The organism is Streptomyces sp. NBC_01089 (assembly GCF_045162975.1).
Classification (GTDB): domain Bacteria; phylum Actinomycetota; class Actinomycetes; order Streptomycetales; family Streptomycetaceae; genus Streptomyces.
This window is the reverse complement of record NZ_CP108660.1, coordinates 5,143,393-5,165,591: the sequence shown is the minus strand read 5'-3', so window position 1 is coordinate 5,165,591 and position 22,199 is coordinate 5,143,393. Positions and strand designations below refer to the sequence as shown.

The window sequence follows — 22,199 nt, the reverse complement described above, 5'->3', positions numbered from 1 at the left end:
CGGCGCGCCCCCTCACGTCCTCCGCCGGGACGAACGCGCCCGGGCTGCAGGTAAGGGGCGGCCCCTAGGGGGATTCCACAGGGGGGATGCCTGCTTCTCAGGGGCGGCGGCGCCCCCGGCACAGCTGGAGACGCAAGACCTGCAGGACGGGGGGGCGGTGTCCGGTGGGACGCTCCCTTAGACTTGCAGAGTTCTGCAATTTGCGAGTTGTCCAATCGGCCAAGTGTGCCGGGCGTGGGGAGCGATGGTGGGCGGGTTCAGCGAGGCGGTGCGGGAGCGCATCTGTGAGGCGCGGTCCCGGCTGGCGGCCGCGTTGGAGGCCGAGGATGCCTACGAAGCGGCGATGGCCGAGGACGAACTCGATGACGCCCTGCGCCTGGCCCGCAAGCATCGCGTCAGCACGGAGACGGAGAACGGGGTGAGCGGGCAGTGAACGTGACAACAGTGCCGCTGTATCAGGCGAAGGCGGAGTTCTTCCGAATGCTTGGGCACCCGGTCCGCATCCGGGTCCTGGAGCTGCTGCAGGACGGGCCGCTGCCGGTCCGCGACCTGCTCGCGGCGATCGAGATCGAACCCTCGAACCTCTCGCAGCAACTGGCCGTGCTGCGCCGTTCGGGCATCGTGAGCGCGACCCGCGACGGCTCCACCGTCGTCTACGCGCTGGCGGGCGGGGACGTGGCTGAGTTGCTGCGAGCCGCCCGGCGGATCCTGACGGTGCTGCTGGCCGACCAGCAGCACCTGCTGGCCCAACTGCACGACGCCGAGACCGAAACGGACACCGCGTGAGGCCGGGCGGCCGCGGAGACGGCAACCGATGCGACACCAACCACCAAAACTGACCCATGACGGGAGACCCGCCGTGAGCGACGAGATCAAGAGCGAGCCGGCCCCCGCCGTGAGAGGCACCGAACGGGAGTCCGAGAGCTGGAAGGAGCGGGGGGTCGCCCTGCGCGCCTTCCTCTACATCTTCGGCACGCACGTCTTCGCGGGATTCATCTGGCTGCTGTTCTACCTGGGCGGCCACGCCAACAAATGAACGCGGCCCCAGCAGGCGAACCCATGACGAGAAGGTGCCACCAGCCAGGAGGCGCCGGAATCACCTACGACGACTTGCGCCGACGGGGCTTGGCCTCCGGTTCGGCGGCTCGAAGGTCGGCCAGCAATTCGGCCTGGCCCGCCAGTACGCCGGACAGGATCGTTCGCGCCACGCGCAGCAACTCTGCTACCTGAGGGTTGGCCAGCGAGTAGTAGACGGCGGATCCCTCCCGGCGGGGGACGACGAGGTTGGCCCGGCGCAGGACGGCCAGCTGCTGAGACAGGTGGGCTGCTTCGACGCCGACCGCGGGAAGCATTTCAGAGACCGCGTGTTCGCGCTCGCTGAGGAGTTCCAGGACCCTGACCCGTACCGGGTGGCCGAGGGTTTTGAAGAATTCCGCCTTCAGCTGGTAGAGCGGCGCGCTCACTGTGCCGACCCCTTGCCCGTAGGAGCAGCCCGGGTGCCGGACGGCCGCCGTCGTGCGTGCACCGTGCATCGCATCCATCCAAAACTCTTCGTCATGGGGACATCCTCGCGCCCTCAACCCAACCTGACAGCCTCAAGAATTTCCAAGTTCAGCAATTACGAAATCCATAAGCGGGAGGCACGGGGGTGCGTATCCACCGGTTCGCGGTCATACGGCGAGTTGGCGGGTGTCCGGGGATCTTTCACAGGGTCACAGAGGAAGGGTGATCCATATGCTTTTGCCCTTGCCGTCCGCGTCACCCCGGATGACGGCGGTGCCGCCCAGGCCGAGGGTGAGTTCCATGACGGTGCCCAGCCCACTGCCGTCGCCGGTCCCGGTGACCGTGGAGAACAGAGCAGGCTTGTGGGGGTGGCGGTCGTGGACCGCGAACGCGAACGTGTCCGATCCGGCCGCGTAGATCACAGTGACGTTCGGGGACATGCCGGCTGCGTGCCGGACGCTGTTGGTCACCAGTTCCGAAAGGATCAGGAGCGCCGGATCGACAAGGGGATGCCGACCGCTGATGCCCCATTCGGCAAGGACCTGCTCGGTCGTCTCGCGGACGATCCGCACCGCTGAGCCCATCGCGGGCAGGGTCAGGACATGTCGCAGGGGCAGGGAATCGAGCTGAGCGCTCACCGGGCCGCCCCGGCTCGGGAGGTGGTCATCGGGAAGCCTCTTCGGTGACGGGGGCGGCGGGCAGGAGGCCCGCCCGGTGCAGGTGGCTGCGGGCCCCGGCGATGGCCTCCCGTGTGGTGGTGTACTCCCGGCCCTCCAGCTGGAGCAGGTCAAGGGCGCCGACCGACTGCAGGGCCCGGCGCTGGGCGGGGCGTATCCCGGAGGCCAGCACGGCGATGCCGCGCCGGTTCAGTTTCTCCACGGCGTCCTTGAGGACCAGGGCCCCGGTGGCGTCCATCGTCGTGATCCGCGACATCCGCAGGATCACCACCCGCACGTCGGCCACCTCCGAAAGTTCCAGGAGAAAGCGGTGGGCGCCGGCGAAGAACAGTGGCCCGTCGATGCGGTAGGCGACGATGTGCTCGGCCAGCAGCGCTTGCTCCTCCTCGCTGTGCTCGCCGGGCAGGTCTGCTGTGAAGTCGACCTGGTCCATCCGGGCCTGATCGGCGACCGCCCGCAGCGTCAGGGCTCCCGCAACGACCAGGCCGATGACCACCGCGTACACCAGGTCGAGCGCGAGCGTGGCAACTGCGGTCAGCACCAGCACAGTCGCATCCGAGCGGGTCGCACGGGCCATCGCCCGCAGTGCACCGAGCTCCACCATCCGGATCGCGGTCGCCAGCAGCACCCCGGCCAGCGCGGCCAGCGGGATCTTGGAGACGAGCGGCGCGGCAGCGAAGACGATCACGGCGAGGACCGCGGCGTGGGTGATTGCCGCGAGCCGCGAGCCGGCGCCGGTCCGGACGTTGACAGCGGTACGGGCGATAGCCGCCGTTGCGGGGACACCACCGAACAGTGGGGCGGCCAGGTTCGCGATGCCCTGCCCGAAGAGTTCCTTGTCCGGGTCGTGCTGCTGGCCGACCGTCATACCGTCCGCGACGGTCGCCGAGAGCAGCGACTCCAACGCCGCCAAGGCGGCAACCGCGACGGCCGGGGCGAGCAGCGAACCCACCGCGGACAGATCAAGGAAGGCGAGCGACGGCGCGGACAGCCCGGAGGGCAGGTCACCGATCGGCTGGGCGGCGTCCAGGTGGAAGAGCTGGGCGGCCAGGGTGGCGGCGATGACCGCGACGATGGAGAAGGGGAGGCGGGGACGCCACCGGGCGCCGAGCAGCATGACGGCCGCCACCGCCAGGGCAAGGACGGTCGCGGTCCAGTTCGGTGCCTTCACGAACTCCCCGATGGCCCGCCAGGTCACCACCAGCACCTTGTCGCCCTCGGGCGTGGCTACACCGAGCGCGTTGGGGATCTGCTGCAGCCCGATGACACAGGCGATACCGAGGGTGAAGCCCTCCACCACCGGGGCGGGGATGTAGCGCATGTACCGGCCCGCCTTCAGCAGAGCGAGCACGATCAGCAGGACACCGGCCATCAGCCCGACGGTCAGGACCCCACCCGGCCCGTACCGCGAGACGATCGGCACCAGCACCACCGTCATCGCCCCGGTAGGCCCGGAGACCTGGAGGTTGGAGCCGCCGAACAGTGCGGCGAGCGTGCCCGCCACCACCGCGGTCGTGAGCCCCGCCTCGGCGCCCAGCCCGGATGAGACACCGAATCCCAGCGCGAGCGGCAGCGCCACGATGGCGACAGTCAGTCCGGCGAGCAGATCGCGGCGCGGGTTGCGGGCCATGACGGCGAAGTCGGCACGGGCGGGCAGCAGGGAGCGCACCCGGCCCATAGCCTGAGTGAGGAGCGTACTCACGAGGCCGCGACCTCGGCTTCCCACAGCTCCCCGGGGAGCTGGTTCTGCCCGGTCAGCATCTCGGCCGGAGTCCGCCGGGCCGCCCGCGTCAAGTCCGCCACGTCCACGCCCGCGAGGCGCCGGGACAGCGCGGAGGGCTCCACCTCGATCGCGGCCGGCACGTCGCGCACCGGCACCGGACCGCTCTGGAGCAGTTCCAGTACGCGTATGCGGACCGGGTGCCCAAGCGTCCGGAAGAACTCGGCCTTGGCCTGGTACAGCGGAACCGGCACGGTCTTCGGACTCCCTTCGCCGCCCCGATGTCCGGGGGCGTCTTCTGGCGCCGTGCCCGCGGCCACCTGCGGACACAACCAACACAGCATGTAGTGAATTGCATAATTTAGCAATTCACAGATTCCGAAGGTCTGTTCTGCCCGGGACGGCTACCGTGGCGCCGAACACCCCGTCACGGTCCGGCGCACGGCCGCGCAGCAGCTGGCGGGCTCACCCGGCGCCGCACGCGGGATTCATCGACGCACGGCGCGGACCACCGTGTCGAGTGCTTCGGCCTCCCCGACCGGACGGTGGGCCACCTCGGCCACGACAAGATCGGCGCACGGTTCCCACGCCTCGCGCACGAACTCGACACTGGACAGCACCCGCGCGTCCTTCGGCCCCCCGGTACCGTGCTCGAGGTTGCCGGCGTCGTGGCCGACCAGCAGCAGCGTGCCGCCGGGCCGGACCGCCCGGCAGGCGCTCGCCAGCACCGCAGCCATGTCCTGCCGGGGCAGCTGCAGATACGAGATCAGGACCAGGTCGTAGGCGGCCTCTTCGGGAATGTAGCGGGTGGCGTCGGCCACCGTGGCACGCACCGACTTCTGATCGCTGCCGACCGCGTCCATGATCCGGCGGACGGCGACCGGTGAGAAGTCGATCGCGTCCACCCGCCACCCCCGGCCCGCCAGCCACACGGCATTGCGGCCCTCCCCCGCGGCCAGATCCAGGGCCCGGCCGGGTTCCAGAGCGGAGGTCTCACGGACCACCCACCTGTTCGGCTCGACCGACCACACACGCTCCACGGCCCGGTACCGCTCGTCCCAGTCATCCGCGTCCATACGTACCCTTCCACCGCCGGTCTGCCGCGCCCGTCCCGGCGGACGCACTGGACGTTCCCCCGCCTTAACGCTACGGGACAGGTGACTGCCCAGGGCCCGGCAACCGGGCCATCACCCGCGGCAGGACCGGCCTCCCGGACCCGGGACTCCGCAGGGGAGGGAACAGGGCCGCTGGGCCGGGTGCGCGGTCAGGTGCCTTCCGTGGCCGGGGTCCTGCCCGTCAGTGAGGCCAGGCTGCTCCGCACATGGGACATGTGCGCCCGCAGCTCCTCCTGCGCCTCACCGTTCTCCCGCAGCACCCGTTCCGTCTCGCGTTCCGTACGCTCCGCGCGGACCCTGGCGTGCGCGATCAGCTCCGCCGCCTGCGCCTCCGCGTCCTCCTGGCTGTGCCGCGCCGACTCCTCCGTCGCCGACAGCGCCCGCTGCGCCTCGCCGAGACGGGCCTCGGCCCGTGCGATCAGGTCCGTATGGCGGGCGTCGAAGTCGGCCTCCCTCGCCGCCAGTTCACGCTCCGCCGCCTCGGCACGCTCGCCGTGCCCCTTCTCCAGCTCCGCCAGCGCCGCCGACGTACGCTCACGCATCTCCCGCAGCACACCCAGCGCCTCGCTGCGCCACTGCTTCGCGTCCTTGCGCGAACCGACCCGCAGCTCGTCGGACGCCTCCTGCGCGGCGGTCAGCACCTGCTGCGCGTGCGCCTCGGCCGCCGCCAGCGCCGCGTCCGCGTCCGCACGCGCCGCGTCCCGCAGCCCCCGCTCCGCCGCACCCGCCTCGTCGTGCAGCCGCTGGGCCGCCGCCAGCGCATCGCCGCGCAGCCCGGCGGCCTCCTCCGTGACCAGCGCGAGCAGCGTCCTGGCCCGCTCGCCCAGCGTCTCGTACGTCTGCGGGGCGAGCCCGGCCACCTGCTCGGCCAGCGCCGCCGACGTGGCCTCCATCTCCTTCGTCAGGACGGTCAGCCGCGCCGCACGCTCCCAGGCCCCGTCACGGTCGTCGGACAGCTCCGCGACGAACCGGTCGACCTGCTCGGGCCGGTACCCACGGCCCCGCACACCCGTGAAGCCATGAGGTGACACCGCTGCTGAACTCATCCGTCAAGCCCCTCTTCGAACACGATGCGCATCGGGTCGCCCCACGCGGCCCGGCGCACATCTTGGTGGATCATCGCGAAGTGCCCATACCGCGACACTCCGCCCATCCCATCCACCCAGGATGCGTCACCCGGCGCGGGAAGTCGGCATCGCCGTCCGGGACGGCTGAATTCAGCCCCCGCGCAGCCCCTGTTCAGGTCTCCCACGGCCGGAGCCGGCGGACCGCACGGTTCCGCCCCGCCCGCGCCGGCCCACCGGAAGGTGCGGCGCCCGTGCGCCCATACGGCAGAGGCGCCCGGCCGCTTCTCGCGGCCGGGCGCCTCGTACACGCACCGGATCCAGTGCCGTTCCAGTGCCGGTCCAGTGCCAGGAGTTACCTCAGAGCAGCCCGTCCCACATCTGCTCCAGCAGGACCGACCACCAGCTCTCCGGCGAACCGAGCGCCGCCGGGTCCAGCATCATCAGCTGCGCCTGGAAGTCGACCGTCCACCGGCCGGCCTGCTCAGGACTGAGGCCGAAGCGCAGCCGCCACATCCGGCCCAGCAGCGCCAGCGACCGTACGAACTCGGGCAGCCCCGAGTTCACGAACTGCGGCGCCACCGGCTGCCCGCCGGGCCCCGCCTCCACCGGCACCGCCACGATGTTCGCCGTGCCGTACTGCACACAGAGCGCCCGGCCGAAGTCGGACCCCATCACCAGATACGACCCCGCGTCGGACGCGGGCTGCACCTGACGCTGCGCGGCCAGCTCGGCCAGCGTCGGAACGGGCTGCCCCGGCACCGCCTGCGCCCAGAAGAACGGTCCGAAATCGACCGGCAGCCCCGCCCACACCAGCGTCTGCGCCACGATCTCCGGCACACCCTGACGGGACACCGCCCGCTGGTCGAAACGGAAGACACCCTGCGGCCCGAACGCCTGCGCCAGCTCGTGCGCGACCCCCTGCGGCGGGATCGGCGGCACCGGCTGCACCGCGGGCAGCGGAGCCCGCACCGGAGCCGGCCGCGCCGGACCGTCCGCGACCTGGTGCAACTCGCCCTGGTGCGTCAGCAGATGCTGCATCCCCTGCTGCCGGCTGGCGTGATCCCTGCCGTACGGGGCGACGCTGGTGATCCGGACCTGCGGCCAGGTCTCCCGGATCATCCGCGCACAGTACCCACCGGGCAGCTCGCACGACTCCAGCTCGGTGTGCAGCTCGATGACCTGCTGCGGCGGCACGTTCATGGCCCGCAGCTCGTGCAGCATCTGCCACTCGGGGTGCGGGGTGCCCGGCGCGGAACGGCGGATGAGCTGCTGCTCCGAGCCGTCCTGCGCGCGGTAGCGCAGCACGGCCTGGTACCCGGGGCCCACCGTCGGCAGCCCGCCGGGGGGCTGCTGCGGATACCCGTACGCGGCGCCCTGCGGCGGCGGCACGGGACCGGGCGGCTGCACCGGGCCGGGGGGCGGTGTCCGGCCGGGCTGCGGTGTGCTGCCGGGGCCGGCCAGCATGGTGGCCGCGTGGTGCACGTCGCCGCCGATGCTGCCACCGGGCGGCGGAGGCATCGGAGGCCCGGCCTGCCCCGGCCTGCCGGGCGGACCCGGCGGCTGCGGCACACCCGCACCCGGCACTCCGGGCGGACCCGGCGGCTGCGGCGCACCGGGCGGACCCGGGGGCCTGCCGCCGTGGCTGCCCTGACCGCCCAGACTGCCCTGGCCGCCCAGACTCGGACCGGCCAGCATCGTCGCGGCGTGGTGCACATCGCCGCCCGAACTGCCGCCCGCCGGCGGAGGCGTCGGCCGGCCGGGGGCCTGGCCGGGAGTCTGCCCCGGCATCTGGCCATGGCTCTGGCCGGGAAGCGGGCCGGGGGGCTGCGGCGCACCCGGGGCACCGGGCGGACCGGACTGTCCCGGCTGTCCCGGCTGACCCGGCTGACCCGGCTGACCCGGCTGACCCGGCTGACCGGACTGTCCGGGATGACCGGGTGTACCGGGCTGCCCCGGCGACTGCTGGCCCTCGGGGCCGAGCGACGAGACCAGCTGCGTCCGTACGTAACCACCGGCCGGCACACCCGGCGGCAGCGGCGGAGCCGCATCGGGCCGCGCACCCGGAGTGCCCGGGGCCCCGGGCGGAGGCGGCGTGGTCGCGCCACCACCACGCGGCGCCCGCGGGGGCGCCGTGGCCTTGCTGGTCGCGGCATCGGCAATGTCCTCGGCGCCCGGGCCGGGAGCCGCACCCTGCCCCGGAAGCCGGCCGGCAGCGGGCGGCGGCAGGGGCGCGCCCGGCGGAGGCGACGGCAGCTGCGAAGGCTGCTGCGGCAGCGGCGGCGGCTGCTGACCCGCCGGCGGCTGCTGGGGCGTACCCGAAGGCTGCTGGGAGTGTTGCTGGGACGGCGGCTGCGACTGCTGGAACTGCTGCGGCGGCGGCTGGGAACCGTCCAGCGCGGGCGCGACAGTCGTCCGCGGCAGCCCGCTGCCCCCGGACATCAGCGCCGTCTTGGCCTCGGGCGCGACACCGGGCGGCGGCGCCCCCTCGTCGTCCGAACCGGCCAGCGGCGGCGCGAACACCGTCGCGGGCAGCGGAACCGAACCGTCCTGGCCCCCCGGCACCGCATTCGTGTCGGTACCGGCCCACGGCGTGCCCTCCGCGGGAACACCCTCACGGGCCGTGGGCTCATGATCCCCACCGGCCCCGGAGCCCGCACCGGACGCACCAGCACCAGCCCCAGCGGATGCACCAGCACCACCAGCCCCGCCGGACACACCAGCCCCGCCCGACGCACTGGACGCACCCGACGCACCCGACGCACCCGTCCCGTCGGCCCCCGACCGCCGGTCGGGAATGCCCAGCTTGTCCGCCGCGTCCTGCAGCCACTCCGGCGGAGTCAGCAGGAACGACGTCTGGTTCAGATCGATCCGCTGCGACGGCTCCGGCGCCGCCGGTGCCTCACCCGAGGCCCCGTACTCCTCCTCGTACCGCCGCACCACCTCACCGACCGGCAGCCCCGGCCACAGCGTCGCCTCACCGCCGTCCCTGGCGATCACCAGCCGCTGCCGGCCGCCACCGCCCGAAGGGCCGTCGGCCCGGTCCTCCGCCCACACCACGAAACCGAGGTCGAACTCCCGTACCCGCACCTCACGGTGCTGATACACGGGAACGTCCCCGTTGACCCACTCTTCCGCGCGCTCCTGCGCCTGCGCAAAGGTCACCATCGGCTCATCACCCCTCGGCCGAGACCGGGACGGCCTGCGCGAAGCCGCCGTCCACCATCAGGTTCGCCACTGTCTCCAGCTCCGGCGGATTCCCCGCGAGCCGCTCGAGGAACGCGTCGAAATCCTCACCGCACGGCAACAGCAGCCGCTCCACCCGCTCAGCCGGCGGCCACGCGTCCTGGTCACGGGCATCGTCGTACGCACAGAACCAGACCGTGCCCACACCACCGCCCTTGACCTTCACGGCGACAATTCCGCCCTGGACGAAACCCACGCCCAGATAGTCCTTCGTCAGGTGGTCCCGCAAGCACTTGTTCACGTACACCAGGTCATTGACGGCGGCCTCGTCCCGCACCGTGAAGAACGGCTGGTCCACCAGCAGGCCCAACTCGGCGTCCAGCGCCGTACCGACCGGCGCACAGCCACCCGCCGCCTTCAGGAACGACCGGTACGCGGCAGGCAGCCGGTACCCCAGATCCTCCTCGGCGGCCAGCACCAGCTGCTCACCGACCGCCACCGACCCCCTGGGCAGCCCGAAATGGGCGGGCCGGGTGTCCTGCAGCGGACGCGTGCCCCGCTTGTTCTGGTCCACAGCAGCCGTCGCGAGCCCGCCGTGGTGCCGCAGCAACGCCTTGACCTCGACCGGCACCAGCTCCAGCCGGCGCGCGCCCGGCACGTGGTGCCAGGTCCAGCCGTGCGGCGTGGCGACCGCCGGGATCGTGTCCCACAGCTCGTGCCCCGACGCCGCCAGCGCGGCGTTGGCCGACACATAGTCCGTGAGCCGCAGCTCGTCCACGCCGAACCCCTCCGGGGGGTCCGCGATCTCCGCGGCCGCGCGCGCGTACGGCGAGAAATCCGGGAAACCGTTCCCGTCCACCCGCACACCGCGGGGGTGGCGCGCGGCCCGGACCGGGTCCGGGAAGCTTACGAGCTGCCCGGCATAGGCCGCGTTCGGTGGCGCGGCTTGCTGCCCGAGCCGACCTGTCGTCATGGCGGTTGCCCCCTGCTGCGAATGGCTTGGAGCGACAGCCTATGCGGTGGTGCAAGAGCCGGTCCCGCCCCGTCGCCGCACAGTCCCGGCCCCCGCACACCCACGTAACGGACGGTCACGTTCGAGTGACCCGCAGCCGACACACCACGCCGATCACAGGCCCCAGCTTCCCCACCCGGTGCCCCATTTGGCAGGCTGACCCCGCAACACGGGGGGCGCAACACCGGCGGCAGCCGCCGCGGGGTGGGAGGGGTAGCACGACCATGCACACCGCACAGACACCGCACACGCCGCACACATCACCGGCGGCACAGGCGGCACCGCAGACCGGCCCGGCACCGCACACCGCACCGCCGCACCGCACCGGACCGGCGGGCGACCCACGCCTGCGCTGGAGCAGCACCGAATCCCGCCCGCCCGAACTCCGCCACCGCAGAGACGGCATCCTCCCCACCGTCGCCGCCGCCCTCTCCGTCCGCGGCGCCGACACCCTCACCTCCACCGCGGGCAAGGCCGACCAGCCCCCCGCACTCCACCCCCTGGTCCAGGACTTCCTCACCACCCTCACCAGCGGCCAGCGTGAACGATTCACCGGACGCTGCCCCGAGGCGATCCTGCTCTCCCGCCACCTCACCGCCGTCGAGAGCACCCGCTCCAAACGCGCCTCCCGCAAACCCCTCACCAACGGCGAAGCCCGCCGCACCCTCAAACACGCCAAAATCACCGCACGCCACATCCGCGAGGACGGCGACCCGCTCCACGGCAGCTACGCACCACCCTGCCGCTCCTGTACGGCGATGCTCGCCCACTTCGGCGTACGCGCAGTCGACCCGACCACCGAGAAGGGCTGAACCACCGCCGATGCCGCCGCACCCGCAGGACGCACCGGACGCACCCGCCGCCACCGGCAGCCGCTTCCCCGAAACCGTGGACACCACGCTCCGCGAAGCAGGCTGGCTGCCAGGCCGCTGGGACATCCGGGGCGCCGAACAGTGGGCCGACACCCTCCGCGCCCACGTCTCACCCGCCGGCCACCAGCACGCCGTCTTCCCCGCGGCCGTCGAAGCCTGGGCCGAATTCGGCGGACTGCGCATCACCGGCCCCGCACCCGGCCGCCAGACAGCCCCCTCCCCCGTCAGGATCGACCCCCTCAGCGGCCTCCACCTCGCCCGCACCCTCGCCGACCTGGGCCGCGCACTCGGCACCGAGATGGCCCCACTCGGCGACGAAGCAGACGGCAGAGCACTGCTCGCGATCGACGCCGAAGGCCGGATCTACAGCATCGACCACACCGGCGACTGGTACCTGGGCCACGACATCGACCAAGCACTCGCCGCCCTCATCACCGGACTCCAGCCGGTCAGACTCGGCTCCGCACAGAGCACCGGCACCTAGCGAACGGACTCACGGAACGGGCGCGGAGAACCCGGGGGAAGGAAACCGCGGGCGGAGAACGGGCGCGGAGAACCGGGGAGGGGCAGAGACAACCGCCGCCCCACCGCCAACTCACCACCGTCGCCCCACCGCAGACCCGCCCGGCCCTCACCCCACCCCCGTCAGACCCGCTAGGGCGTGTCCGCAAAGTCGCGTCTGGCGCGCGACGCCCGGCACGCACTCTCGCCGCACCGGGCGAAAGCCCGAGTACGTCCAGTACGAGGACTTCCGCCCGGCACGCCGAGAGCACGCACCGGACGCCGCGCGCCCGCCCTGCGGGCGACGACGCGACTTTGCGGACACGCCCTAGGCAGGCCGCCGGTCCGGCAGCACCGCCGACACCCGGAACCCCCCGGCCTCCGTCGGCCCCGACACGAACACCCCGCCCAGCGCGGTCACCCGCTCCCGCATCCCCAGCAGACCGTTCCCCCCGCTCGGCAGCCCCGCATCCGCCGCACCCGCGTCCGACGGACCGTTCTCGACCTGCAACGCCACCTCGGCCCCCCGGTGCGCCAGCCGCACCCGCGTCTTCGCCCCGGCGGCATGCTTGTGCACATTGGTGAGCGCCTCCTGGACCACCCGGTACGCCGTCTGCTCCACCAGCGCGTCATACGTCCCGGCCGCACCCTCCACCAGCAGCTCCACCACCATCCCCGCCGCACGCGACTGCCCCACCAGCACATCCAGCTCGTCCAGACACGGCCCGTCCTCCACCGCGGCCGCCGCAGCGGCGGCCGCCGCCACCCCGACAGCCGCCAGCGGAACCGCGGTCGGCGGCACCGCCGCAGGAGCCCGCACCGGCTCACCCGAACGCAACACACCGAGCATCTCCCGCAACTCGGTCAACGCCTGCCGCCCCATGTCCCCCACCAGCGCCGCGTTCCTGGACGCCTTCGCGGGGTCCTTCAACGCCACCGCCTGCAGCGCCGCCGCATGCACCACCATCAGACTCACCCGGTGCGCGACCACATCGTGCATCTCCCGCGCGATCCGCGTCCGCTCCTCCGTCCGCGCCCACTCGGCCCGCTCCTCGGCCCGGTCCGCCAGCAGCGACAGCTCACGCTCCAGACTGTCCGCACGCTCCCGCAGACTCTCCATGAGCCGGCGCCGCGCCCCTATGTACAGCCCGAACAGCACCGGCGGCGCCGTCAGCCCCAGCGACATGAAGACGGACCCCAGCACCACGAACACCGGCCCCGGCGTCCCGTCCTCGGCGCCCACCCCGTGGCGCAGCCGCACGAACGTCACGATGAGCGTCCCGAGCGTCGCCATCACCGTCAGCGCACCGGTCAGCCGGCGCGGCACATCGGACGCGGCGAGCGTGTAGAGCCCGACGATGCCCATCAGGAAACCCATCTGGGCGGGCGTCGTGGCGATCGACACCAGCACCACCGCGATCGGCCACCGCCGCCGCAGCACCAGTACGAAACCGGCCAGCAGCCCGAACACCACCCCGAACGGCACGGGAAGCCCGGCCTGCCCGGAGAAATCAACGCCCTCCAACGCACATTCAAGAGCCGAGACGACACCCAGCCCCACATCCAGCACGGCACTACGCCGCCGTTCCCACCACCACCAGCCACGGGTGGTCAGCCCCGTGGCCGTGGCGTCATGCGCCCCCGTTGCGGTCATGGCAACCAGCGTACGGGCGGGCGCACCCCTGCCCCACGAATTTCAATGTGGGAGGTTACGCGCAATACGCCCCGATCACTCGATCCAGTGAATCGAGCAGGCTTTCGAACCGGACGTCCGCATTCCGGACGATGCTGTCGCCGTGACCGATATCCGCAGCAAAAACAGCAAGTACTCCGACTTCGAAGGACTGCGCGCACAGGCCGTAGCGCTGCGCAGGGAGGGGCTCAGCCGCCGCCAGATCCGCGACCGGCTCTTCGTCGACAACAACGACATCCTCAACCGCCTGCTGGACGGCGAGCCCGCCCCCGAGTGGACGAAACGCCCGAACGCGAAGGACGACCTGCGGGCGAAGGCGCGGGAATTGAGGCTCCAGGGCATGACGTACGACCGGATACAGCTGGAGCTGGGGTGCTCGAAGAGTTCGATCTCGCTGTGGGTGCGGGATCTGCCGAAGCCTCCCCGGCGTACGCGAGAGGACGCATCGGCGATCGCGAAGCGCGGCTGGGAGGCCACACTGCAGCGGCGCGAGACGGAACGCCAGGAGACCAAGCGTGCGGCCGCGGAGGACATCGGCACCCTGTCCGACCGGGAGCTCATGATGGTGGGGACCGCGCTCTACTGGGCCGAAGGGACCAAGGACAAGCCTCACGCCCGACGCGAGAGCGTGGCCTTCGTCAACAGTGACCCCAGCATGATTCAGGTGTTCCTGGCTTGGCTGGATCTCCTCGGAGTGGACCGCGGACTGCTCCACTTCCGCGTACTGATCCACGAGTCGGCCGACGTGACCGCAGCCGAGCAGCACTGGGCAGCGCTCGTCGGGAGCGACGCCTCGTCGTTCGGCAGAACCACCCTCAAGAAGCACAATGCGAAGACGGTGCGCAAGAATGTCGGCAGCGACTATCGCGGGTGTCTCGTCATCCAGGTTCGAAAAAGCGCTGACCTTTACCGTCGCATCGAGGGCTGGTGGTACGGCATAGTGGAGGCCAGCGTTTTGGGCGGGGAGTACTCCTCACCCGGTTGACGCACGTTCCGCCGTAGTGTAATCGGCAGCACGGCATCCTTTGGAGATGTTCGGTCTAGGTTCGAATCCTAGCGGCGGAGCAATGAGTGGTTCGGGTCCTGACCTCCCAGGTCGGGACCCGCCCCCATTTCCACCTCCAGGCCCCCCGGTATTCTGCGGATATCCACCCACCCGCACCCGAAGGGCACCACCGTGAGCGCCACTCCCCCCCAAGGTCTCGGTTCCGCGCAAACAGGGGGAGCGGCTCCCTCGGCTGCCGCCGCCGTCGTCGTTCTCGCGGCGGGTGCGGGCACCCGGATGAAGTCGGCCACCCCCAAGGTCCTGCACGAGATCAGCGGCCGCTCGCTCGTCGGGCATGTCATCGCCGCCTCCCGTGAGCTGGCGCCCGAGCAGCTCGTCGTGGTCGTCGGGCACGAGCGCGAGAAGGTCCAGGCCCATCTCGCCGAGGCCGACGCGAGCGTAAGGACCGCCGTGCAGCGCGAGCAGAACGGCACCGGGCACGCCGTCCGTACCGCGCTCGAAGAGCTGGGCGCGGCCCCGGACGGCACCGTCCTGGTCGTGTGCGGCGACACCCCGCTGCTCACCGGGGCGACGCTCGCCGCGCTCGCCGCCACCCACGCCACCGACAAGAACGCCGTCACCGTGCTGACCGCCGAGGTCCCGGACGCCACCGGTTACGGCCGCATCGTGCGCGATCACGCCACCGGCGCGGTGATCTCGATCGTCGAGCACAAGGACGCGTCCGAGGCCGAGTTGGCGATCCGGGAGATCAACTCGGGGGTGTTCGCCTTCGACGGGCGGCTGCTCGCGGACGCGCTGGGCAAGGTGCGTACGGACAACAGCCAGGGCGAGGAGTATCTGACCGATGTGCTCGGCATTCTGCGGGCGGCCGGTCACCGGGTCGGGGCGTCGGTCGCCGGTGACCACCGGGAGATCGTCGGGATCAACAACCGGGTGCAGCTGGCGCAGGCGCGTGCGCTGCTGAACGCGCGGCTGCTGGAGCGGGCGATGCTGGCGGGGGTGAGTGTGATCGATCCCGCGTCGGTGTTCATCGATGTGGCGGTGACCTTCGAGCCGGATTCGGTGATCCACCCGGGTACGCAGCTGCTGGGGACGACGCATCTCTCCGAGGGCGCCGAGGTGGGGCCGAACTCGCGGCTGAAGGACACCGTGGTGGGTGCGTTCGCGCGGGTGGACAACACCGTGGCGGACGGTGCGGAGGTGGGCGAGCACGCGACGGTGGGTCCGTACGCCTATCTGCGGCCCGGTACGCGGCTCGGTACGCGGGGCAAGATCGGGACGTATGTGGAGACGAAGAACGCCACCATCGGCGAGGGTTCGAAGGTGCCGCATCTCTCGTATGTCGGCGATGCGACGATCGGTGAGTTCAGCAACATCGGTGCGGCGAGCGTCTTCGTGAACTATGACGGACAGGACAAACACCACACAACGATCGGGTCGCACTGCCGCACCGGTTCGGACAACATGTTTGTGGCTCCCATCACGGTCGGGGACGGTGTCTACACCGCGGCGGGCTCCGTGATCACGAAGAGCGTGCCGGCCGGTGCGCTGGCCGTTGCCCGGGGCCAGCAAAGGAATATCGAAGGTTGGGTGGCCAGGAAGCGGCCGGGAAGTGCCGCCGCGCGGGCCGCTCAGGCCGCCTCTGATGAGTCCGGCGGCGAAAGCTGACCGGAAACACGTGCGTTCATCTGCGCGTACCGTGATAGACGCATGCTCGGCTTACGGGCCGGGACTCCGGGGTACGCCCCGGTACATACCTCCGGCTGGCTCGCCCAGCAGCAATCAACACGTCTGAGGAGACTGTGCTGTGACCGGGATCAAGACGACCGGCGAGAAGAAGCTGATGCTCTTCTCCGGCCGCGCCCACCCCGAGCTGGCCGAGGAGGTCGCATCCCAGCTGGGGGTCGACCTGGTGCCGACTAAGGCTTTCGACTTCGCGAACGGCGAGATCTACGTCCGTTTCCAGGAGTCGGCCCGCGGCGCGGACTGCTTCCTGATGCAGAGCCACACGGCTCCCATCAACCAGTGGATCATGGAACAGCTGATCATGATCGACGCGCTGAAGCGGGCCTCGGCCAGGAGCATCACCGTGATCGTGCCGTTCTACGGTTACGCGCGGCAGGACAAGAAGCACCGTGGCCGTGAGCCGATCTCGGCCCGGCTGATCGCTGACCTGATGAAGACCGCGGGTGCGGACCGTATCCTCACGGTCGACCTGCACACGGACCAGATCCAGGGCTTCTTCGACGGGCCGGTGGACCACCTCTTCGCGCTGCCGATACTGGCGGACTACGTGGGCGCCAAGGTGGACCGTTCGAAGCTGACGATCGTGTCGCCCGACGCGGGCCGGGTGCGGGTCGCGGACCGCTGGTGCGACCGGCTCGGTGCGCCGCTGGCGATCGTGCACAAGCGCCGTGACAAGGACGTCGCCAATCAGGTCACCGTCCACGAGGTCGTGGGCGAGGTGAAGGGCCGGGTGTGTGTCCTGGTCGACGACATGATCGACACCGGTGGCACGATCTGTGCGGCCGCGGACGCGCTGTTCGCGAACGGCGCCGAGGACGTCATCGTGACGGCGACGCACGGGGTGCTGTCGGGTCCTGCCGCGGACCGTCTGAAGAACTCCAAGGTGAGTGAGTTCGTCTTCACGAACACGCTGCCCGACCCGGACAATCTGGAGCTGGACAAGATCACGGTGCTCTCGATGGCGCCGACGATCGCCCGTGCGGTGCGTGAGGTCTTCGAGGACGGCTCGGTGACCAGCCTCTTCGAGGAGCAGGCGTAGCAGAGCAGGTCTGACAGCGGCCTGAAAGATCGATTTCTGGGACGGCCTCCCCGCCGGGTAGACTCACGGAGTTGCTCGGCGAGGGAGGCCGTACTCATGGGTACGGGACTCCGTTATCGACGCGCTCTTCGTAGCAGGCCGCGATACGTGGCCGGGTGACCCATCCGTTTTCGTCACCTCCGAGGAGTGCCACATGGCTGAGGTCAAGCTCACCGCTGAAGTCCGTTCCGAGTTCGGCAAGGGCGCTGCCCGCCAGATCCGTCGTGAGAACAAGGTTCCCGCGGTCATCTACGGCCACGGTGCCGACACCGTGCACGTCACCCTGCCGGGCCACGAGCTGATGATGGCGCTCAAGACCGCGAATGCGCTGCTGCGTCTGGACATCGAGGGCCGCACCGAGCTCGTCATCCCCAAGGCTGTCCAGCGTGACGCGATCAAGCGCAACCTGACCCACGTGGACCTGCTCGCGGTGAAGCTGGGCGAGAAGGTCACGGTCGAGGTCTCGGTGCACGCCGAGGGCGACCTGGCGCCGGGCGCCAACCTGCTGGAGTACGTGCTGAACACGCTGACGGTCGAGGCCGAGGCCACCCACATCCCCGAGTCGGTCACCGTCTCGGTCGCGGGCATGGACGCGGGCGACTCGATCCTGGCGAAGGATGTTCCGCTGCCGGCCGGCACGACTCTCGCGACCGACGAGGACGCGGTGGTCATCCAGGTCGTGGCCGCGCAGGCCGAGGAGCCGACCGCCGAGGCCGAGGCGGCCGAGGGCGCCGAGGCCTGAGCCTCGCGCTGAGTGTGTTTCCGCCGGTTGTTCCGGCGGGTCCCGGGGCCGTGGGTCCCGGAGTGTGTCCGAGTCCGCCGTCCGTGCCGTAAGGCGCGGGCGGCGGCTGGCTGTTCACCGGCTTCACCGGGCTTCGCCGGGAGTCGGACACGTGCAGATGGAGACGTGCAGATGACGCCCGACCCGACCGCTCCCTGGCTGATCGTGGGCCTCGGTAATCCTGGTCCCGACTACGCGGCCAACCGCCACAATGTGGGTTTCATGGTGGCCGATCTGCTGGCCGAGCGCATCGGGGGCCGGTTCAAGGCGCACAAGGCGCGCGCCCAGGTGGTGGAGGGCCGGCTGGGTCCGCCGGGGCCCGGCAACCGGCGGGTGGTGCTGGCCAAGCCGATGTCGTACATGAATCTCTCGGGTGGTCCGGTCACGGCGCTGCGCGATTTCTACAAGGTGGGGACGGCGAACATCGTCGCTGTCCATGACGAGCTGGACATCGATTACGGGACGCTGCGGCTCAAGCTGGGCGGCGGGGACAACGGGCACAACGGTCTGAAGTCGATGACGAAGTCGCTGGGTCCTGACTATCACCGGGTGCGGTTCGGTATTGGCCGGCCGCCGGGCCGGATGCAGGTCGCCGACTTCGTGCTGAAGGATTTCTCGTCGGCGGAACGCAAGGAGCTGGGGTACTTCGTGGACCGGGCGGCGGACGCGGTGGAGGCGCTGATCATCGAGGGTCTCGACCGGGCGCAGACCACGTACAACTCCTGACGGGTTGACCTGGCGTGGTCCGATGGCCAAGGATCGCGCCCCATGAAGCGGAGTCACGGCGTCCTGCTGTACGCGCGCCGGGCAGCCATGGGCTGTGTCGCGGTGCTGATCCTGGTGGCCGGTTTCTGGTCCTCGTGGGGCACGGCGCAGCATGTGCTTCTGGCGAAGGGCCGTGATCACGGGACGCTGACGGTCGCCTCGTGTTCCAAGGGCGTGTGTTCGGGTTCGTTTGCGCCGGCGGCGGGTTCGGCCGCGCACAGCGGTCTGGTCATCGACAGGTCGACGGCCGCGGACAAGGGTGAGCGGCTGCCTGTGGTGGTGCGTCCCGGGAGTGATGAGGCGATCCGGACGGGCTGGGCGGGTGCGTTGCACGCGTGGGTGCCGCTGGGGGGCGCGTTGCTGCTGGCGGCGCTGGTGATCGGGGGCGGGTTGCGGATGACGCGTACGGGGTGGGCGACGGGGGTCGCGGGGGCCGGGCTGCTGGTGGCGGCGTTCGTGGCGCTGTGAGGGCGCGCCGGTCGAGTGCGCCTCGGGTGCGCGGGGCGGGCGCGCCTCGGGTGCGCGGGGCGAGTGCGCCGGTCGGGTGCGCCTCGGGTGCGCGGATGCCTGTGGTGCCGCCGGGTGGCACCACCACAGGTCACGGGCCGGGGCGCGGGACAGGTGTCCGGCGCCCCGGCCCGTGGTGGCTCATCCTGTGTTGCGCAGTCCCGCCGCGACGCCGTTCACGGTGAGGAGCAGGGCCCGTGCGAGGGTCGGGTCGGCTTCTTCGCCGCGTTCGGCCGCTGCGCGCTGGCGGGCGAGCAGGGATACCTGGAGGTAGGAGATCGGGTCCAGGTAGGCGTCCCGGATGCCGAAGGTCTGCTGGAGCACCGGGTGGGAGTCGAGGAGCTTCTGGCCGCCGGTGACGCGCAGGACTTCCCGGACGGTCAGGTCGTGTTCGGCCTCGATGTCGGCGAAGACGTGCTTGAGTTCGTCGGGCACGAGGGTGTCGACGTAGTGCCTGGCGATCCGCAGGTCGGTCTTGGCGAGGGTCATCTCGACGTTGGAGATGAAGTTCTGGAAGAAGTGCCACTGTTCGTGCATTTCGTCCAGGACGGTGTCGAGTCCGGCTTCGCGCAGGGCCTTGAGGCCGGAGCCGACGCCGAACCAGCCGGGGACGATCTGGCGGGACTGGGTCCAGCCGAAGACCCAGGGGATGGCGCGCAGTCCGTCGAGCGAGACGCCCGAGCCGGGGCGGCGGGAGGGCCGGGAGCCGAGGTGCAGATCGGCGAGCTGGTCGACCGGCGTGGAGGCGAGGAAGTACGTCGGCAGGTCCGGGTCCTCGACCAGCTTGCGGTACGCGGCGTGCGCGGCGTCGGAGACGACCTCCATGGCGGCGTCCCAGCGGGCGAGTGCCTCGTCGGACTGGCGGGGCGCGGTGTGCAGCGCGGATGCCTGGAGGGTGGCGGCGACGGTGAGTTCGAGGTTCTCGCGGGCCAGGGACGGCACGAGGTACTTGTCGGAGATGACCTCGCCCTGTTCGGTGACCTTGATCTCGCCTTCGAGGGTGCCCCAGGGCTGGGCGAGGATCGCGTCGTGGGAGGGGCCGCCGCCGCGGCCGACGGTGCCGCCGCGGCCGTGGAAGAGCCGCAGCCGTACGCCGTAGCGGTGGGCGACGTCGCGCAGCCGGCGCTGGGCGCGGTGGATCTCCCACTGGCTGGTGGTGATGCCGCCGAACTTGGAGGAGTCGGAGTAGCCGAGCATGACCTCCTGGACGTCGCCGCGCAGGGCGACGAGGCGCCGGTAGGAGGGGTCGGCGAGCATTTCGTCGAGGATGACGTCGGCTGCGCGCAGTTCGTCGGTGGTTTCGAGGAGCGGCACGATGCCGATCTTGGCCCAGCCGCCGTGCAGGTCGAGGAGTCCGGCTTCGCGGGCGAGTACGGCTGCGGCGAAGACGTCGTCGGCGCCCTGGCACATCGAGATGATGTACGACTCGATGACTTCGGGGCCGAAGCGTTCGAATGCCTGCTTGATGGTGTGGAAGACGCCGAGTGTCTTCTCGCCGTCGGCGTCGAGCGGGGCGGGGCTGGGGGCCAGCGGGCGCCGGGACCTGAGTTCCTTGGCGAGGAGCTTCTGCCGGTATTCGCGGGGCATGTCGGCGTAGCGCCAGGATTCTTCGCCGAGCCGGTCGAAGAGCTGGCCGAGTGCGTGGTGGTGGGCGTCGGCGTGTTCGCGTACGTCCATGGTGGCGAGCTGGAGGCCGAACGCGGCGAGGGTGCGGATGGTGCGGTCCATCCGGCCGTCGGCGAAGAGTCCGCCGCGGTGGTCGCGCAGTGACGCCTGGATGAGGGTGAGGTCGCTGAGGAGCTCGGAGGTGCCGAGGTAGTCGCGGCCGACGCGGTGCGGGGTGCCCTTGGCGAGGCGTTCGCGGGTGTTGACGAGCTTCTGCCGGATGCAGGTGGCCTTGAGCCGGTAGGGCTCTTCGGAGTTGAGGCGCTTGTAGCGGGGGCTGATCTCGGGGAGGCGTTCCAGGTCGAGCTGGAGGGAGTCGAGGAGTTCCTGGGTGGCGCCGGTGTAGCGGATGGAGTTGGAGAGCAGGCCGCGCAGGTAGTCGACGAGGTCGATGGCGTCGGTGATGCCGTGTTCGTGCTGGAGGATCAGCACGTCCCAGGTGACGGCGGGGGTGACGTTGGGGTTGCCGTCGCGGTCGCCGCCGATCCAGGTGCCGAAGGTCAGCGGGCGGGTGCCCGCGGGCAGCTCGACGCCGACGCGGTCGAGTTCGGCGGCGAGGTCTTCGAGGACGTCGCCGACGGCGCCCGCGTGGAGTTCGTCAAGGTAGTAGATGGCGTTGCGCGCTTCGTCCGCGGGTTCGGGCCGTACGACGCGCAGTTCGTCGGTCTGCCAGATGAGGTCGATGCTCTCGGCGAGGCGCAGGTCGTGCCTGCGCCGGTCGGCCTCGATGACGGGTGTCTCCAGCAGTTCGGCGATACGCCGCAGCTTGTTCAGTACGGAGCGGCGTGCGGCTTCCGTCGGGTGTGCGGTGAAGACGGGCCGTACGTTGAGGTTGCGCACGGTGTCGCGCAGGTGGTCGGGGTCGGCGTCCTTGAGCCGGTCCGCGGTGCGGGCCAGGAGTCCGCCCTCGGCGGCCCGTACGGCGCGCATCTCGCGGCCGCGGTGTACCTGCTCGGTGACGTTCGCCAGGTGGAAGTAGGTGGAGAAGGCGCGCACCAGCTTGGCCGCTGTCTCCAGGTCGGTGTCTCCGAGCAGCTCGGCGGCTGCTTCGCCGTCCTCGCGGGTGAGGGCGCGGACGCGCTCGACGAGTTCGAGGAGTTCGGGGCCCTCCTGGCGTACGAGGGTCTCGCCCAGCAGATCACCGAGACGGCGGATATCGGCGCGCAGCTCGGGGCTGGCGGTCGGGTTGGGGGTCAGGTCGGCACTGCTCACAGGTGCGGCTCCTTGCAGTGTTGGCACGACTGGCAAAGGGGGTCTGGGTGTCATTCCCAGAAGTCACAGAACGGACCGCGCTGTCCGACGACACGC

21 protein-coding genes and 1 tRNA gene are annotated in these 22,199 nt (G+C 71.0%); 12 read left to right on the top strand and 10 right to left on the bottom strand.

All coding sequences use genetic code 11. The features are described 5' to 3' along the window. The first annotated feature begins 244 nt into the window (after positions 1–244). The 3 genes from OG510_RS23260 to OG510_RS23250 all read left to right on the top strand — a co-directional run bounded on the left by OG510_RS23260 (position 245) and on the right by OG510_RS23250 (position 1,036). Complete coding sequence (locus OG510_RS23260; RefSeq protein WP_406139281.1) at positions 245–433, top strand: hypothetical protein; 189 nt, start codon at positions 245–247, stop codon at positions 431–433. Beyond that, on the top strand, positions 430–786 hold the full coding sequence (locus OG510_RS23255) for an ArsR/SmtB family transcription factor (RefSeq protein WP_406139280.1): 357 nt from the start codon (positions 430–432) through the stop codon (positions 784–786). Before OG510_RS23260 ends, OG510_RS23255 begins: the two co-directional genes overlap by 4 nt. A 109-nt stretch (positions 787–895) precedes the next feature. Further along, positions 896–1,036, top strand: coding sequence for a DUF6126 family protein (locus tag OG510_RS23250; RefSeq protein WP_406142501.1), 141 nt, complete (start codon positions 896–898; stop codon positions 1,034–1,036). A gap of 64 nt (positions 1,037–1,100) precedes the next feature. On the opposite strand, the gene OG510_RS23245 is transcribed toward OG510_RS23250, so the two are convergent. From OG510_RS23245 to OG510_RS23210, 8 genes are all read right to left on the bottom strand, one after another. Continuing rightward, positions 1,101–1,463: an ArsR/SmtB family transcription factor gene (locus OG510_RS23245; protein WP_406142500.1), complete on the bottom strand. Its 363-nt coding sequence runs from the start codon at positions 1,461–1,463 to the stop codon at positions 1,101–1,103. Positions 1,464–1,712: 249 nt separating this feature from the next. Then, positions 1,713–2,087, bottom strand: a complete 375-nt coding sequence (locus OG510_RS23240) for an ATP-binding protein (protein ID WP_406142499.1) — start codon at positions 2,085–2,087, stop codon at positions 1,713–1,715. A gap of 79 nt (positions 2,088–2,166) precedes the next feature. Then, positions 2,167–3,858, bottom strand: coding sequence for a SulP family inorganic anion transporter (locus OG510_RS23235; protein ID WP_406142498.1), 1,692 nt, complete (start codon positions 3,856–3,858; stop codon positions 2,167–2,169). 20 nt (positions 3,859–3,878) lie between these two features. Continuing rightward, positions 3,879–4,154, bottom strand: a complete 276-nt coding sequence (locus tag OG510_RS23230) for an ArsR/SmtB family transcription factor (RefSeq protein WP_406139278.1) — start codon at positions 4,152–4,154, stop codon at positions 3,879–3,881. Positions 4,155–4,388: 234 nt separating this feature from the next. After that, on the bottom strand, positions 4,389–4,976 hold the full coding sequence (locus tag OG510_RS23225; RefSeq protein WP_406139276.1) for a class I SAM-dependent methyltransferase: 588 nt from the start codon (positions 4,974–4,976) through the stop codon (positions 4,389–4,391). 188 nt (positions 4,977–5,164) lie between these two features. Continuing rightward, complete coding sequence (locus OG510_RS23220) at positions 5,165–6,061, bottom strand: cellulose-binding protein (protein ID WP_406139274.1); 897 nt, start codon at positions 6,059–6,061, stop codon at positions 5,165–5,167. A gap of 378 nt (positions 6,062–6,439) precedes the next feature. Then, positions 6,440–9,247, bottom strand: coding sequence for an SUKH-4 family immunity protein (locus OG510_RS23215; protein ID WP_406139273.1), 2,808 nt, complete (start codon positions 9,245–9,247; stop codon positions 6,440–6,442). Between the two features lie 7 nt (positions 9,248–9,254). After that, on the bottom strand, positions 9,255–10,238 hold the full coding sequence (locus tag OG510_RS23210) for an HNH endonuclease (RefSeq protein WP_406139271.1): 984 nt from the start codon (positions 10,236–10,238) through the stop codon (positions 9,255–9,257). A 263-nt stretch (positions 10,239–10,501) separates the two neighbouring features. Between OG510_RS23210 and OG510_RS23205 the strand changes: the two genes are divergently transcribed. Both OG510_RS23205 and OG510_RS23200 read left to right on the top strand, forming a co-directional pair. Then, positions 10,502–11,089 carry a YwqJ-related putative deaminase gene (locus OG510_RS23205; protein WP_406139269.1) on the top strand — a complete coding sequence of 196 codons (588 nt, stop codon included), beginning with the start codon at positions 10,502–10,504 and terminating at the stop codon, positions 11,087–11,089. Positions 11,090–11,099: 10 nt separating this feature from the next. Next, positions 11,100–11,633 carry an SUKH-3 domain-containing protein gene (locus OG510_RS23200; RefSeq protein ID WP_406139268.1) on the top strand — a complete coding sequence of 178 codons (534 nt, stop codon included), beginning with the start codon at positions 11,100–11,102 and terminating at the stop codon, positions 11,631–11,633. A gap of 345 nt (positions 11,634–11,978) precedes the next feature. Here the strand turns inward: OG510_RS23200 and OG510_RS23195 are convergent, their stop codons facing one another. Continuing rightward, positions 11,979–13,304, bottom strand: coding sequence for a sensor histidine kinase (locus OG510_RS23195; RefSeq protein ID WP_406139266.1), 1,326 nt, complete (start codon positions 13,302–13,304; stop codon positions 11,979–11,981). Between the two features lie 151 nt (positions 13,305–13,455). Between OG510_RS23195 and OG510_RS23190 the strand changes: the two genes are divergently transcribed. From OG510_RS23190 to OG510_RS23160, 7 genes are all read left to right on the top strand, one after another. Beyond that, on the top strand, positions 13,456–14,328 hold the full coding sequence (locus OG510_RS23190) for a hypothetical protein (protein WP_406142497.1): 873 nt from the start codon (positions 13,456–13,458) through the stop codon (positions 14,326–14,328). A gap of 7 nt (positions 14,329–14,335) precedes the next feature. Further along, positions 14,336–14,408, top strand: a tRNA-Gln gene (locus tag OG510_RS23185). Positions 14,409–14,520: 112 nt separating this feature from the next. Beyond that, positions 14,521–16,017, top strand: coding sequence for a bifunctional UDP-N-acetylglucosamine diphosphorylase/glucosamine-1-phosphate N-acetyltransferase GlmU (gene glmU, locus OG510_RS23180; RefSeq protein WP_406139265.1), 1,497 nt, complete (start codon positions 14,521–14,523; stop codon positions 16,015–16,017). Between the two features lie 139 nt (positions 16,018–16,156). Then, positions 16,157–17,134 (top strand): ribose-phosphate diphosphokinase, encoded by a 978-nt coding sequence (locus OG510_RS23175; RefSeq protein ID WP_164266846.1) that lies wholly within the window; start codon positions 16,157–16,159, stop codon positions 17,132–17,134. Positions 17,135–17,327: 193 nt separating this feature from the next. Next, the gene (locus OG510_RS23170; protein WP_164266845.1) at positions 17,328–17,915 is read left to right on the top strand and encodes a 50S ribosomal protein L25/general stress protein Ctc; all 588 of its coding nucleotides are present in this window, start codon (positions 17,328–17,330) and stop codon (positions 17,913–17,915) included. 171 nt (positions 17,916–18,086) lie between these two features. Then, positions 18,087–18,680: an aminoacyl-tRNA hydrolase gene (pth, locus tag OG510_RS23165; protein WP_164266844.1), complete on the top strand. Its 594-nt coding sequence runs from the start codon at positions 18,087–18,089 to the stop codon at positions 18,678–18,680. Between the two features lie 42 nt (positions 18,681–18,722). Continuing rightward, complete coding sequence (locus tag OG510_RS23160; protein ID WP_406139264.1) at positions 18,723–19,187, top strand: hypothetical protein; 465 nt, start codon at positions 18,723–18,725, stop codon at positions 19,185–19,187. A gap of 180 nt (positions 19,188–19,367) precedes the next feature. Here OG510_RS23160 and ppc read toward each other — a convergent pair whose 3' ends face one another. Continuing rightward, on the bottom strand, positions 19,368–22,103 hold the full coding sequence (gene ppc, locus OG510_RS23155) for a phosphoenolpyruvate carboxylase (protein ID WP_406139263.1): 2,736 nt from the start codon (positions 22,101–22,103) through the stop codon (positions 19,368–19,370). Positions 22,104–22,199: the final 96 nt, after the last annotated feature.

Excerpts from the sequence above, each read along its gene's own strand:
- OG510_RS23205 (WP_406139269.1), top strand. The coding sequence starts at position 10,502 with ATGCACACCGCACAGACACCGCACACGCCGCACACATCACCGGCGGCA.
- OG510_RS23215 (WP_406139273.1), bottom strand. The coding sequence starts at position 9,247 with ATGGTGACCTTTGCGCAGGCGCAGGAGCGCGCGGAAGAGTGGGTCAAC.
- OG510_RS23170 (WP_164266845.1), top strand. The coding sequence starts at position 17,328 with ATGGCTGAGGTCAAGCTCACCGCTGAAGTCCGTTCCGAGTTCGGCAAG.
- OG510_RS23210 (WP_406139271.1), bottom strand. The coding sequence starts at position 10,238 with ATGACGACAGGTCGGCTCGGGCAGCAAGCCGCGCCACCGAACGCGGCC.
- OG510_RS23220 (WP_406139274.1), bottom strand. The coding sequence starts at position 6,061 with ATGAGTTCAGCAGCGGTGTCACCTCATGGCTTCACGGGTGTGCGGGGC.
- pth (WP_164266844.1), top strand. The coding sequence starts at position 18,087 with ATGACGCCCGACCCGACCGCTCCCTGGCTGATCGTGGGCCTCGGTAAT.
- OG510_RS23240 (WP_406142499.1), bottom strand. The coding sequence starts at position 2,087 with ATGGGCTCAGCGGTGCGGATCGTCCGCGAGACGACCGAGCAGGTCCTT.
- OG510_RS23260 (WP_406139281.1), top strand. The coding sequence starts at position 245 with ATGGTGGGCGGGTTCAGCGAGGCGGTGCGGGAGCGCATCTGTGAGGCG.
- OG510_RS23195 (WP_406139266.1), bottom strand. The coding sequence starts at position 13,304 with ATGACCGCAACGGGGGCGCATGACGCCACGGCCACGGGGCTGACCACC.
- OG510_RS23160 (WP_406139264.1), top strand. The coding sequence starts at position 18,723 with ATGAAGCGGAGTCACGGCGTCCTGCTGTACGCGCGCCGGGCAGCCATG.
- OG510_RS23235 (WP_406142498.1), bottom strand. The coding sequence starts at position 3,858 with ATGGGCCGGGTGCGCTCCCTGCTGCCCGCCCGTGCCGACTTCGCCGTC.
- OG510_RS23200 (WP_406139268.1), top strand. The coding sequence starts at position 11,100 with ATGCCGCCGCACCCGCAGGACGCACCGGACGCACCCGCCGCCACCGGC.
- OG510_RS23225 (WP_406139276.1), bottom strand. The coding sequence starts at position 4,976 with ATGGACGCGGATGACTGGGACGAGCGGTACCGGGCCGTGGAGCGTGTG.